Source organism: Streptomyces sp. NPDC058880 (assembly GCF_042742535.1).
GTDB lineage: Bacteria > Actinomycetota > Actinomycetes > Streptomycetales > Streptomycetaceae > Streptomyces.
In genome coordinates, this window is record NZ_JBHYMC010000008.1 from 142,922 (window position 1) to 155,417 (window position 12,496).

Genomic DNA, 12,496 nt, shown 5'->3' on the forward strand with positions numbered 1-12,496 from the left:
GCCTCACCCACAGGGCGTAAGTGGAATCCGGAGAGTGACGTGCCGATCGGTCCACTTCGGGTCCGAAACGGTCTTTCGCGGTCAAACGGAGGACCCGGAACGCCATGCGGTCCGGGCCCTCGGGGATGCGCGCGTTCACCCGTCGGCGCGCGCCGCGGCCAGGAGTTCCTCGGCGTGCGCCCGTGCGGAGACGGAGTCCTCGTGCCCGGCGAGCATGCGCGACAGCTCCCGCACCCGGTCCTCCCCCTCCAGGACGGTGACGCCGCTGCGGGTGACCGAACCGTCGTTGGTCTTCTCCACCAGCAGTTGCCGGTCGGCGAAGGCCGCCACCTGCGGCAGGTGTGTGACGACCACGACCTGCGCCGACCTGGCCAACTGCGCCAGGCGCCGGCCGATCTCGACGGCCGCCTTGCCGCCGACGCCTGCGTCGACCTCGTCGAAGAGGTAGGTGGGCACCGGGTCGGTACCCGCGAAGACGACCTCGACGGCGAGCATCACGCGGGACAGCTCGCCGCCGGAGGCGCCCTTGGCGATCGGCCGCGGTTGGGCGCCCGGATGCGGGGCCAGCAGCAACTCCACCTCGTCGGCGCCGGACGGCCCGCAGGCGACCAGACGGCCGCCCACCTCCACCCCTTCGGGGTCCTCCGTCTGCCGGATGTCGATCGTCACCCGGGCGTGCGGCATCGCCAGCGATGCCAGCTCCTGCGTCACCGCGGCGGCGAAGCGGCTGGCCGCCTCCACCCGGGCGTCGGTCAGCGTCTGCGCCAGCAGGGACAGTTCGGACCGCAGCCCGTCGCGTTCCGCGGTCAGCTCGGTGATCCGCTCGTCGTCGCCGTCCAGTTCCAGCAGCCGCGCCGCACCCTGTTCGGCCCACTCCAGCACGGCGTCCACGGTGCCCGCGGTGCCGTACTTGCGCGTCAGCTGGGTCAGGGCGGCCCGGCGCTCCTCCACCGCGGCCAGCCGCAGCGGATCGGCGTCGAGGTCGTCGGCGTAGCCCGCCAGTTCGCCCGCCACGTCCGACATCAGGATGCCGAGCTCGCCGATCCGCTCGGCGAGCGCGCCGAGCGCCGGGTCGTGCGACCGTACGGATTCCAGCGCCCGGTGGGCTCCCGCCACGAGCATGTTCGCGTCGATGGCCTCGGGGTCCTCGGGGTTGCCCGCGAGCGCGGCGTGCGCCGCCTGGGCGGCCTGGGCCAGCGCCTCGGCGTGCCCGAGCCGCTCCGCCTCGGCCGCCAGTTCGACGTCCTCGCCAGCCACCGGCTCCACGGCCGCGATCTCGTCGAGCCCGAAGCGCAGCAGATCGGCTTCCTGGGCCCGCTCCCGGGCCCGGGTGGTGATCTCGTCGAGCTCCACCGCGACCGCCCGGAGCCTGCGGTAGGCCGAGCCGTACTTCTCCAGCGGGACGGCGACGGCGTCTCCGGCGTACCGGTCGAGCGCCTGCCGCTGCCGGGCCGGCCGGAGCAGGCCCTGCTGGTCGGTCTGCCCGTGGACGGCGACCAGGTCGTCCGCGAGTTCGCCGAGCAGGCCGACGGGCACGGAACGGCCGCCGACGTGGGCACGTGAGCGCCCCTCGGCGGACACGGTCCGGCTGATCAGCAGGGCACCGTCGTCGAGCTCGGCGCCCGCCTCCTCGGCACGCACCGCGGCAGGGGCGTCCGGACGCATGACGATGCGGCCCTCGACCACCGCCGCCTTGGCCCCGATCCGCACCAGGGCCGGGTCGGCACGCCCGCCGAGCAGCAGCCCGAGACTGGTGACGACCATCGTCTTGCCCGCACCGGTCTCGCCGGTCACCGCGGTGAAACCGGGCGACAGCTCGACCACCGCGTCGTCGATGACCCCGAGCGACCGTATCCGCATCTCCTCAAGCACGGGACGACGATACCGAGGTTTCCCGAGTGCCATGTGACGTCACCCGCCCGGAATTCTTCGAACGCGTGTGCTATTAGGGCTCTCGGCTCCGGCACCGGGCGGCAACGCCCTTGAACCCGGCGGGGCTTGCGGGCGCCGGGGCTGCTTCCGCCCCGGACGCCGCCCTCGGCCCGCCGAAAGCCCCAGGCACCGGTCAGTGCGGCGCGCCCCGCCAGCCGGACACAGGCAGCGCGAACTTCGCGACGAGCCGGTCCGTGAACGACGCGTGGTGCAGCCGGGCGAGCCGTACCGGCACCGCACCCCGGCGGACCTCCACGCGGGCCCCGGCCGGCAGCTCCAGCGTGCGCCGGCCGTCGCACCACAAGACCCCGTGCGGAGTACCGCTCTGCACCTCCACCGCCAGCACCGAGTTCGGCGAGGTCACCAGCGGCTTCGCGAACAGCGCGTGGGCGCTGATGGGCACCATCAGCAGCGCCTCCACCTCCGGCCAGACCACCGGCCCGCCCGCGGAGAAGGCGTAGGCCGTCGAGCCGGTCGGAGTCGCGCAGACGATCCCGTCGCATCCGAAGCCGGTCACCGGACGCCCGTCGATCTCCAGGACCACCTCCAGCATCCGCTCCGGGGACACCTTCTGGACCGCGGCCTCGTTCAATGCCCAGTCCCGGTGCACCACGTCGCCGTTCGTCCGCACGATCACGTCGAGGGTCATCCGCTCCTCGACCTCGTACGAACGCGTCACCACCCGGTCCACTACCTTGTCCAGGTCGTCGCGCTCGGCCTCGGCGAGGAAGCCGACCCGACCCAGGTTGACGCCCAGCATCGGCACACCCGAGGCCCGCGCGAACTCGGCGCCGCGCAGCAGGGTCCCGTCCCCGCCCAGCACGACGAGCAGCTCGCACCCATCGAGCACTCCCGGCGTGGACTCGGTGACGAGCTCCACCTCCTGCGGCAGCGGCAGGTCCACCGCCTCGTGGTCGAAGACCCGTACGCCCAGTCCGCAGCGCAGCAGGCCCTTGACGACCAGCTCCGCGCTGCGGATGGCCGCCGGCCGCCCGGTGTGCGCGAGCAGGAATACGGTGCGTGCCCCCGAAGAATCTGTCACTGCGGCCCCTCCGCCACTGCACGGTCAACATCCGCCGGGTCGAGTGCCGGTGCCCCCGCCCTCAGCCACAGAAAGTACTCGACGTTCCCCGACGGCCCCGGCAGCGGACTGGCGGTGACTCCGAGGACGCCCAGTCCCAGCCCCGCGGCGCTGGCCGCCACCTCGCGCACGGCCTCGGCACGCAGCTCGGGGCTGCGCACCACGCCGCCGCTGCCCAACCGGTCCTTGCCGACCTCGAACTGCGGCTTGACCATCAGCACCAGGTCCGCGTCCGGTGCCGTGCACCGCACCAGCGCGGGCAGCACCAGGCCGATGGAGATGAAGGACAGGTCGCCGACGACGAGATCGACCGGGATGCCGTCGATCTGCTCGACCGTCAGCTCACGCACGTTCGTGCGGTCCTTCACGGTGACCCGGTCGTCGCTCTGCAGCGACCAGGCGAGCTGCCCGTAGCCGACGTCCACCGCCATGACGTGGGCCACGCCCGCGCGCAGCAGCACGTCGGTGAAGCCGCCGGTGGACGCGCCCGCGTCCAGCGCCCGGCGGCCCTCGACCTGCAGCCCCTGCGGCCGGAACGCCGCGAGGGCGCCCGCGAGCTTGTGTCCGCCACGCGAGACGTAGTCGGGGTCGTCGTCGTCCTTGAGGACCACGAGGGCCGCGCTGGTCTCGACCTGGGTGGCGGCCTTGGTCGCGGTGGTGCCGCCGACGGTCACCCGGCCCGCGGCGATCAGCTGCGCGGCGTGCTCTCGCGAGCGGGCCATGCTGCGGCGTACCAGTTCGGCGTCCAGGCGGCGGCGTGCCACTCCTGCCACGTTCGGTTCAGCTCCTGTTTTCGTACGGTCCGGGGAGGGGCGGTGCGTCCAGCGCCGTCAGCGCCTCACGCAGCCCCCGGTGGACATCCTCGTACACCTCGACGTGTCCGTCCGCCCCGAGGTGGTCCGCGTCCGCGAGCCGCGCCAGGTACGCGTCCACCCCGGTGTGGCCGGTGGGGGTGCGTACGACGCCGAGCGGCGCCGGCGCGGCGGGCTCCGCGGGCGCGGCGGGCTCTTCCGCCGCGCCGGCACCGCCCCCGGCCTCGGTTCCGTCCGCGCTCTGGGTCCCGGCCCGGATCTCGGCTGCTTCGTCGGTCATGCCACGACGCTACCCCGAAGCGCCCCCACGGCCCCGCACGGCTCTGCGGTACCGTCCTGATCACGATGGCTACGATCCAGGAGTGCCGTGGAGCACTCGACCGACTCTCCGACAACCTCGTGCGGGCCGAGGAGGGCGTGCGCGGCGCGGCCGCGTTCGACCGATCCCTCAGCTGCCACATCACGGACCTGGACCAGACGTTCACGGGCCGCCTCGACGGGGGCCGGATCCATGTGGAGGCGGTGGCGCCCGGCCCGCCGGCCCGCAAGGCGGAGATCCGCCTCGCGATGGCCGGCGACGACCTGGTCGCCCTGGTCGCGGGCGAGCTGAAGTTCGCGAAGGCCTGGGCCTCCGGCCGGGTCAGGCTGGAGGCCGGATTCCGCGACCTGCTGCGACTGAAGAGCCTCCTCTCGTCGTAGTGCCCACCCGACCGTGATCCGCCGGACAGGCCCTACGCCGTGCCCGCCGCCGGCTCCGCGACCTCGGCGGCCGCCCGCGCCCGCGCGCGCCGCCCCGCCGGGATGACCAGCGGCGTACCCGTCTCCGGGTCGTCGATGACCTGGCAGCGCAGCCCGAACACCCGCTCCACGAGCCCCGCGGTCACCACCTCGCGCGGCGGCCCCTCGGCGATGACCTTCCCGCCCCGCATGGCGATCAGGTGCGTGGCGTAGCGGGCGGCGTGGTTGAGGTCGTGCAGGACCGCGACGAGGGTGCGTCCCTGGGTCTCGTGCAGGTCGGCGCACAGGTCCAGCACGTCGATCTGATGCTGGATGTCCAGGTACGTCGTCGGCTCGTCGAGCAGCAGCAGCGGCGTCTGCTGGGCCAGCGCCATCGCAATCCACACGCGCTGCCGCTGCCCGCCGGAGAGCTCGTCCACGGCCCGGTCGGCGAGCTCGGCGACCCCGGTCGAGGCCATCGCTCCGTTCACGATCCGCTCGTCCTCGGGCGACCACTGGCGCAGCAGGCCCTGGTGCGGGTAGCGGCCGCGCGAGACCAGGTCGGCGACCGTGATGCCGTCGGGCGCGATCGAGGACTGCGGGAGCAGCCCCAGGGTCTTGGCGACCTGCTTCGCGGGCAGGGTCCCGATGGCCTGCCCGTCCAGCAGCACCTGCCCCCGGGACGGCTTCAGCATCCGCGACAGGGCCCGCAGAAGCGTGGACTTGCCGCAGGCGTTGGGGCCGACGATCACTGTGAAGGAGTGGTCGGGGATCTCCACCGACAGGTTCTCGGCGATGACCCGCCGGTCGTAGCCGAGGGTCACATTCTCCGCGGTCAGCCGCTGCACTTGCGCACTCCTGAGGTTCATATACGTCCCGCCCTGCGCTCGGTGACGAGCAGCCAGAGCAGATAGACACCGCCGACCAGCCCGGTCACCACACCCACCGGCAGCTGGTCCGCGCCGAAGGCCCGCTGCGAGGCCCAGTCCGAGAGCAGCAGCACCACCGAGCCCATGAGGGAGGCGGTCAGCAGGTTGGCGCCCGGCGAGCGGGTCAGCCGCCGCGCCAGCTGCGGCGCGGCCAGCGCGACGAAGCTGATCGGCCCGGCCGCCGCGCTCGCCGCCGTGGTGAGCAGGATCGCGGCCATCATCAGCAGCAACCGCGTGCGCTCCACCCGCACCCCGACCGCGTACGCGGCGTCGTCGCCCATCTCGATCATCCGCAACGCCCGGCTCTGCCCCAGCACGAGCGGGAACAGCACCGCGCAGGTCGCCAGCAGCGGCCACACTTGTGCCCAGTCCCGGCCGGCCAGCGAACCGGTCAGCCAGACCATCGCCCGCGAGGCCTCCACGAGCTGGGCCTTGGTGATCAGGTACTGGATGACGGCCACCAGCATGGCGGAGGCGCCGATGCCCACCAGGACCAGCCGGTAGCCGTGGATGCCCCGCTTGTACGCCAGCAGGTAGACGGCCGCGCCGGCCAGCAGGCCGCCGAGCAGCGCGCCGGCGGCGACCTCGGTCGCCGAGCCCTTCATCAGGATGATGACGACGAGGGCGCCGACCGCGGACCCGTACGAGAAGCCGAGCAGGTCGGGCGAGCCGAGCGGGTTGCGGGTCACCGACTGGAAGACGGCTCCGGCCATCCCGAGAGCCGCACCCACCAGCAGGGCGACCAGCACCCGCGGCATCCGCAGCTCGTTGACGATGAAGTCGTCGGCGGGGGTGCCGTTGCCGAGCAGGGTCCGTACCACGTCCCACGGCGCGATGTCGAAGTCGCCGGTGCCGATCAGCAGGACGGACATGGCGAAGGCGACGAGGACGAGCAGGCCGCCGACGGCCAGGGCGCGCCGCTCGATCCGCAGGGACATCCCGCCCGGGAGCCGCAGGGGACGGGCTTTGGCGGTCACGGTCACAGCTGGGCCATCCTCTTGCGCCGGACGAGGTGGATGAAGACGGGCCCGCCGATGAGCGCGGTGACGATGCCGACCTGGAGCTCGGCGGGCCGGGTGACGACCCTGCCGACGACGTCCGCGGCGAGCAGCAGGACGGGCGACAGGACGGCCGAGTACGCGAGCACCCAGCGCATGTCCGGTCCGGTGAAGACCCGCACCAGGTGCGGGATCATCAGGCCTATGAAGACGATGGGCCCGCAGGCGGCGGTCGCCGCACCGCAGAGCAGGGTGATGGCGAGCATCGCGCCGATCCGGGTCCGCGCCAGGTTCGCGCCGAGCGCCCTGGCCGTGTCGTCACCCATCGCCATCGCGTTGAGCGGCCGGCCGAGCGCCAGCGCGAGCACCGCACCCGCCAGCAGGAAGGGAGCGACCTGGCGGACGGTGTCCATGGTGGCCGACGCCAGCGAGCCCACCGTCCAGAAGCGCAGCTTGTCCAGCGCCGTGCTGTCCATCAGCTGCACCGCGTTGATGTAGCCGACGAGGGCGGCGCTGGCCGCCGTACCAGCGAGCGCCAGGCGTACCGGCGTGGCGCTGCGGCTGCCGCCGAGCACGTACACGACGACCGAGACGACGGCCGCGCCGAGGAAGGCCCACCACACGAACTCGCTCAGCGAGCTCGCGCCGAAGAAGCTGATCGCCGAGACGACGGCCGCGGCGGCACCGGCGTTGACGCCGAGGATGCCGGGCTCGGCCAGCGGGTTGCGGGTCAGCGCCTGCATCACCGCCCCGGACAGGCCGAGGCCGAGGCCGACCATCAGCCCGAGGAGGGTGCGCGGGACCCGGAGATCCCGCACCACCACGTCCGAGGTGGTCCCCGAGTAGTGGAAGAGACCGTGCCAGACCTCGTCCAGGGGCATCTGCCTGGCGCCCACGGCGATGCTCAGCACCGAGATCAGGGCGAGCACCGCGAGGGCGCCGGCCAGGCCCGCGGCACGCGCGGCATGGCGAGGGCGGGCGACGGCGTCCGGCGGGGGCACCGTGCGCGGCCCGGGTTCGGGGGGACTCTCAACCAACACGCAGGTTAGGTTAGCCTAGCCTGCACCCGGAGTGGGCTTCCGGAGGCCTCAAAGACCGAGCCTGGCCAGCGCCTTCGCCGCGTCGAGCGTGCACACGTCCTCCGCGGCGGCCGTCCAGGCCGCGGCGCACAGCGCCCGCAGACCGTCCAACGGGTCCCGGCCGGCTCCGCCGTCCCCGATCACCACACCCTTCGCTCCCCCGCCGCCCCCATCGCCGTCGCCACCCTCGTCGTGCTCGCGCAGTTCGAGCACACCGCTGTTCAGCGCGACCGCCGTCCAGCCTCCGCACCGGAATCCCTCCGCGGCCGGCACCACCTCCGGCTGTCCGGCCAGCAGCCCGCGCAGGTCCCGGTCCACGTACGTCGGCCGGTGCCGGGGCTCGGCCCGCAGCAGCTGCTCCGCGTCGGTCACCCCGGTCAGCACCAGCAGCGAGTCCACCTCCCCGTTGAAGGCGCCCTCGATGTCGGTGTCCAGCCGGTCCCCGACGACCAACGGCCGCTTCGCCCCGGTCCGCAGCACCGTCTCACGATGCATCGGGGGCAGGGGCTTGCCCGCCACCTGGGGCTCCGCGCCCGTGGCGATCCGTACGACCTGCACCGCGGCCCCGTTGCCGGGCGCGATGCCCCGCGCCCCGGGGATCGTCAGGTCGGTGTTCGACGCGTACCACGGCACGCCCCGGCTGATCGCGTACGAGGCCTCCGCGAACCGGCCCCACGCCAGGTCCGGACCGCCGTAGCCCTGCGCGACCGCCGCCAGCCCCTCCTCCTCGGCGGACTCGACCGGCACCAGGCCGCGTTCGCGCAGCGCGACCCGCAGCCCCTCCCCGCCGATCACCAGCACCTTGGACCCAGGCTCCACCTGCTCGGCGATCAGCCGGGCCACCGCCTGCGCCGAGGTGATCACCTCGGCCGCGTCCGTCGGGATGCCCAGCTCGCCCAGGTGCTCCGCGACGGCCTCGGGGGTCCGCAGCGCGTTGTTCGTGACGTACGCGAGGTGCATGCCGTCGGCGCGGGCCGCAGCGAGGGACTCCACGGCGTGGCCGATGGCCCGCCCGCCCGCGTACACCACCCCGTCCAGGTCCAGGAGAGCGGTGTCGTACGCCTGGTGCAAGCTCTGGTCGCACGCCGCGGGACTGGTCCTGATCTGCCGGGTCATTCTGGCCGCTCCCTGTGAGATCGATCGTGTCCGATTCCCTACTGCCCCGATCATCCCGCATGGAGAGACCCGATCTACCATGCACCAATGACCACTTCTGGCACCGCGGACCACGGGCTGCGCCTCATCCCGTTCCATGGGCTGCGCTATGTCCCCGAGCGTGTCGGCAGCCTCGCCGCCGTCACCTCGCCGCCGTACGACGTGGTCGTGCGCCCCGACGGAGTCGACCACCTCGAGTCCGCCGACCCGCACAACATCGTCCGCCTGATCCTCCCCCAGGCCGGCACCCCGGCCGCGCGCAACGAACAGGCCGCGCGCACGCTGCGGGACTGGCTCGCCCAGGGCGTCCTGTCCGCCGACCCCGAGCCGGCGCTGTACGTGTACGAGCAGCGCCGGGCCGGGCTGCTCCAGCGCGGCGTCATCGGAGCCCTCGCCCTGTCCACCGCCGACGCCGGCATCGTCCTCCCCCACGAGGACGTCATGCCGGACGTGGTCACCGACCGGGCGGGCCTCATGCGGGCCACCTCCGCCAACCTCGAACCCCTCCTGCTCACCTACCGCGGCGACGACCCCGGGGCGGGTGCTGCGGCGGTCGTCGAACGGACCGCCCAGCGCGAGCCCCTGCTGTCGACCACCACCGAGGACGGCTTCCAGCACCGCCTCTGGGCCATCACGGACCCGGACGAACTGGCCACCGTCACAGCGGATCTCGGCCACCGTCAGGCGCTCATCGCCGACGGCCACCACCGTTGGGCGACCTACCTGCGCCTCCAGGAGGAGCACGGCTCGCCCACCGCGTGGGACTTCGGCCTCGTGCTCCTCGTGGACACCGCCCGCTACCCGCTCCAGGTCCGCGCCATCCACCGGATGCTGCGCCGCCTCCCGGTCGCGGACGCGCTGGCCGCCGTCGCCGGCCACTTCCGGGTCCGCCCGGTCGACGGGCCGCTGCCGCTCGCGCTGGACGCCCTCTCGGACGCGGCGGAACGCGGCAACGCCTTCCTCCTCGCCGGCGACGGCACCTTCCATCTGGTCACCGATCCCGACCTGGACCTCCTCGACCGCACGGTCCGCCACGACCGCCCCGAGGCCTGGCGCCGGCTGGACGCGACCGTGCTGCACGCGACGCTGCTCGACGCCCTCTGGCACGTCCCGGACGCCCCCGACCAGATCACCTACATCCACGACGCCGCGTCCACGGTGGCCATGGCCGAACGGCACGGGGGCACCGCCGTCCTGCTGCATCCCGTACGCGAGGAGGTCGTGCGCGACCTCGCCCGCCAGGGGGTCACCATGCCCCGCAAGTCCACGTCCTTCGGCCCGAAGCCGGCCACGGGCCTGGTCCTGCGCGGACTGGGCTGAGCGGAGCCCGCCCGGACACGGAGAAGGGCGGTACCCCGTTCGGGGTACCGCCCTTCTCCTCTGCGTCGCTACGCCGGAGCCGAAGTGGCTCAGGCCTTGTCGCCCCGGACGTCGGCGTCGGCCGCGGGCTGCTCCAGCGGCTCGTACTCCTCGTCGTCCTCGTCGTAGTACTCGGTGACGTCGGTGGCGCGCTCGGCCGCGGCGATCTCGGCCGGGTCCTCGTCCTCGTCGTCCTCGTCGTCCTGGTCGTCCTCTTCCCGGTCGCCTTCGGCGAGGTCCTCGTTCAGGTCCTCTTCGTCGTCCGACAGGTCCGCGGCGTCGACGAACTCGACGCCGTCGAGCTCGGCGAGACGGTCGGAAGCGTCGGTGGACCCGTCCTTGTCCGCTTCCAGGGCCTTGCCGAACCACTCACGGGCCTCGTCCTCACGACCTGCCGCCAACAGGGCGTCGGCGTAGGCGTACCGCAGGCGCGCCGTCCACGGCTGGACGGCGCTGGACGCCAGCTCGGGGCTCTGCAGGGTCACGATGGCGGCTTCGAGCTGCCCCTGGTCCCGCCGGGCGCCGGCCGCGACCAGACGCATCTCGACCTGGCCGGCCTTGTCGAGCTTCTGCACCTCGGGCTCGCCGGCCATGGCCAGGGCCCGCTCGGGACGGCCGAGACCGCGCTCGCAGTCGGCCATGACGGGCCACAGCTCCACGGAACCGGTCATGCGCTTGGCGGCACGGAACTCCGCCAGGGCCTCGCTGTACTTCTGCGTGGCGTACGCGGCGAAGCCGGCCGCCTCGCGGACGGCGGCGACACGGGAGGCCAGGCGCAGGGCGATGCGCGAGTACGCGTAGGCCTGCTCGGGGTCCTCGTCGATCAGACGGGCGACCATGACCAGGTTCTTCGAGACCTCTTCCGCCAGGCCCTTGGGCAGGCTCAGCAGTTCCTGACGCACGTCGGCGTCGATCTCCAGACCGGTGACGTCCTCGTCGATCGGAAGCCGCTTGACGGGGTCGCGGTCCGAACGGTACCCGCGGTCGCCACCGCGGTCGTCGCGGCCACCGCGGTAGCCACCGCGGTCGTCACGCCCACCACGGAAGCCTCCACGGTCCCCGCCCCGGTCGTCACGGCGCGGGTACGAGGGACGCTCGCCACCGCGGTCGTCACGGCCACCGAGGTAGCCACCACGGTCGTCATCACGACGCGGGTAAGACGGACGGTCACCCCGGTCGTCACGGCGGGGGTAGGACGGACGGTCGCCACCGCGGTCGTCGCGGCCACCGCGGTAGCCACCACGGTCCCCGCCCCGGTCGTCACGGCGCGGGTACGAGGGACGGTCGCCCCGGTCGTCACGGCGCGGGTACGAAGGACGGTCGCCACCGCGGTCGTCACGGCCACCGCGGTAGCCACCACGGTCGTCATCACGACGCGGGTAGGACGGACGGTCGCCCCGGTCGTCACGGCGCGGGTACGAGGGACGGTCGCCCCGGTCGTCACGGCGCGGGTACGAGGGACGGTCGCCACCGCGGTCGTCGCGGCGCGGGTACGAGGCACGTTCCCCGCCACGATCGTCACGGCGGGGGTAGGACGGACGCTCGCCACCGCGGTCGTCACGGCCACCGCGGTAGCCGCCACGGTCGTCATCACGACGCGGGTAGGACGGACGGTCACCCCGGTCGTCACGGCGCGGGTACGAGGGACGGTCACCGCGGTCGTCACGGCGGGGGTAGGACGGACGGTCCCCACCGCGGTCGTCACGGCCACCCCGGTAGCCACCGCGGTCGTCATCACGACGCGGATACGAGGCACGTTCCCCGCCACGATCGTCACGGCGGGGGTAGGACGGACGGTCCCCGCCCCGGTCGTCGCGCCGGAAGCCACCGCCGCCACCGGCGGGACGTCCACCGCGGTCATCGCGGCGGAAGCCTCCACCGCCACCACCGGTCGGCCGGCCCCCGCGGTCGTCACGACGGAACGGGGGACGGTCGCCGCCACGGTCGTCACGGCCCCCGCGGTAGCCGCCCCTGTCACCGCCGTCGTTGCGACGAGGCTCGCGCTCCGGACGATCGTCGGGAGAGTTGGACATGGGTGTGACTCCTGTCTTCGGGGTACCGCTAGTCATTCTCGCGCAACCAACCCGTGGCCGCGCTTCGGCGTAAAGAAGCGAAAAACAAAAAGGACCCTTGGTCCAGCGTTGAACGCTGGACCAAGGGTCCTTTGAAAGATTGTTCGGCGGCGTCCTACTCTCCCACAGGGTCCCCCCTGCAGTACCATCGGCGCTGAAAGGCTTAGCTTCCGGGTTCGGAATGTAACCGGGCGTTTCCCTAACGCTATGACCACCGAAACACTATGAAATTTAGAACGCTGGTGTGTAATCACAGCCGTTCGTTATTTCAGAACTAACACAGTGGACGCGAGCAACTGAGGACAAGCCCTCGGCCTATTAGTACCAGTCAGCTCCACCCGTTACCGGGCTTCCACATCTGG

The 12,496-nt window shown here is 72.9% G+C and carries 11 protein-coding genes, 1 rRNA gene and 1 pseudogene; 2 read left to right on the forward strand and 11 right to left on the reverse strand.

Annotated elements, in window-relative coordinates; all coding sequences use genetic code 11:
- Positions 1 to 135 precede the first annotated feature (135 nt).
- The 4 genes from recN to ACFW2G_RS07540 form a co-directional block, all read right to left on the reverse strand.
- Positions 136 to 1,860 carry a DNA repair protein RecN gene (recN, locus tag ACFW2G_RS07525; RefSeq protein WP_384580580.1) on the reverse strand — a complete coding sequence of 575 codons (1,725 nt, stop codon included), beginning with the start codon at positions 1,858 to 1,860 and terminating at the stop codon, positions 136 to 138.
- 205 nt (positions 1,861 to 2,065) lie between these two features.
- A complete protein-coding gene (locus ACFW2G_RS07530; RefSeq protein WP_037925616.1) occupies positions 2,066 to 2,974 on the reverse strand; it encodes an NAD kinase in 909 nt (302 codons plus the stop codon).
- A complete protein-coding gene (locus ACFW2G_RS07535) occupies positions 2,971 to 3,786 on the reverse strand; it encodes a TlyA family RNA methyltransferase (protein WP_037925614.1) in 816 nt (271 codons plus the stop codon). Before ACFW2G_RS07535 ends, ACFW2G_RS07530 begins: the two co-directional genes overlap by 4 nt.
- A 7-nt stretch (positions 3,787 to 3,793) precedes the next feature.
- The gene (locus tag ACFW2G_RS07540) at positions 3,794 to 4,105 is read right to left on the reverse strand and encodes a hypothetical protein (RefSeq protein ID WP_236647768.1); all 312 of its coding nucleotides are present in this window, start codon (positions 4,103 to 4,105) and stop codon (positions 3,794 to 3,796) included.
- A 65-nt stretch (positions 4,106 to 4,170) separates the two neighbouring features.
- On the opposite strand from ACFW2G_RS07540, the gene ACFW2G_RS07545 reads away from it, so the two are divergent.
- Entirely contained in the window at positions 4,171 to 4,524 is a 354-nt protein-coding gene (locus tag ACFW2G_RS07545) for an SCP2 sterol-binding domain-containing protein (RefSeq protein ID WP_384580569.1), read from the forward strand.
- Between the two features lie 32 nt (positions 4,525 to 4,556).
- Here the strand turns inward: ACFW2G_RS07545 and ACFW2G_RS07550 are convergent, their stop codons facing one another.
- Genes ACFW2G_RS07550 through ACFW2G_RS07565 form a run of 4 tightly spaced genes read right to left on the reverse strand, consistent with a single transcriptional unit; the run spans position 4,557 to position 8,664 of the window.
- Entirely contained in the window at positions 4,557 to 5,411 is an 855-nt protein-coding gene (locus tag ACFW2G_RS07550; protein ID WP_384580570.1) for an ABC transporter ATP-binding protein, read from the reverse strand.
- The gene (locus ACFW2G_RS07555) at positions 5,408 to 6,409 is read right to left on the reverse strand and encodes a FecCD family ABC transporter permease (protein WP_384580582.1); all 1,002 of its coding nucleotides are present in this window, start codon (positions 6,407 to 6,409) and stop codon (positions 5,408 to 5,410) included. The genes ACFW2G_RS07550 and ACFW2G_RS07555 overlap by 4 nt, the downstream gene beginning before the upstream one ends.
- A 41-nt stretch (positions 6,410 to 6,450) precedes the next feature.
- Entirely contained in the window at positions 6,451 to 7,509 is a 1,059-nt protein-coding gene (locus tag ACFW2G_RS07560; protein WP_384580572.1) for a FecCD family ABC transporter permease, read from the reverse strand.
- Positions 7,510 to 7,557: 48 nt separating this feature from the next.
- The gene (locus tag ACFW2G_RS07565; protein ID WP_037925604.1) at positions 7,558 to 8,664 is read right to left on the reverse strand and encodes an HAD-IIA family hydrolase; all 1,107 of its coding nucleotides are present in this window, start codon (positions 8,662 to 8,664) and stop codon (positions 7,558 to 7,560) included.
- A gap of 87 nt (positions 8,665 to 8,751) precedes the next feature.
- On the opposite strand from ACFW2G_RS07565, the gene ACFW2G_RS07570 reads away from it, so the two are divergent.
- Positions 8,752 to 10,023 carry a DUF1015 family protein gene (locus ACFW2G_RS07570; RefSeq protein ID WP_037925601.1) on the forward strand — a complete coding sequence of 424 codons (1,272 nt, stop codon included), beginning with the start codon at positions 8,752 to 8,754 and terminating at the stop codon, positions 10,021 to 10,023.
- A gap of 89 nt (positions 10,024 to 10,112) precedes the next feature.
- Here the strand turns inward: ACFW2G_RS07570 and ACFW2G_RS07575 are convergent, their stop codons facing one another.
- The 3 genes and pseudogenes from ACFW2G_RS07575 to rrf form a co-directional block, all read right to left on the reverse strand.
- Positions 10,113 to 10,964, reverse strand: coding sequence for a tetratricopeptide repeat protein (locus tag ACFW2G_RS07575; protein WP_384454994.1), 852 nt, complete (start codon positions 10,962 to 10,964; stop codon positions 10,113 to 10,115).
- 201 nt (positions 10,965 to 11,165) lie between these two features.
- A pseudogene (locus tag ACFW2G_RS07580) lies at positions 11,166 to 12,077 on the reverse strand (tetratricopeptide repeat protein); the annotation flags it as partial.
- 159 nt (positions 12,078 to 12,236) lie between these two features.
- Positions 12,237 to 12,353, reverse strand: a 5S ribosomal RNA gene (gene rrf / locus ACFW2G_RS07585).
- Between the last annotated feature and the right edge of the window lie 143 nt (positions 12,354 to 12,496).

Excerpts from the sequence above, each read along its gene's own strand:
- recN (WP_384580580.1), bottom strand. The coding sequence starts at position 1,860 with ATGCGGATACGGTCGCTCGGGGTCATCGACGACGCGGTGGTCGAGCTG.
- ACFW2G_RS07540 (WP_236647768.1), bottom strand. The coding sequence starts at position 4,105 with ATGACCGACGAAGCAGCCGAGATCCGGGCCGGGACCCAGAGCGCGGAC.
- ACFW2G_RS07545 (WP_384580569.1), top strand. The coding sequence starts at position 4,171 with ATGGCTACGATCCAGGAGTGCCGTGGAGCACTCGACCGACTCTCCGAC.
- ACFW2G_RS07550 (WP_384580570.1), bottom strand. The coding sequence starts at position 5,411 with ATGAACCTCAGGAGTGCGCAAGTGCAGCGGCTGACCGCGGAGAATGTG.
- ACFW2G_RS07555 (WP_384580582.1), bottom strand. The coding sequence starts at position 6,409 with ATGTCCCTGCGGATCGAGCGGCGCGCCCTGGCCGTCGGCGGCCTGCTC.
- ACFW2G_RS07565 (WP_037925604.1), bottom strand. The coding sequence starts at position 8,664 with ATGACCCGGCAGATCAGGACCAGTCCCGCGGCGTGCGACCAGAGCTTG.
- ACFW2G_RS07570 (WP_037925601.1), top strand. The coding sequence starts at position 8,752 with ATGACCACTTCTGGCACCGCGGACCACGGGCTGCGCCTCATCCCGTTC.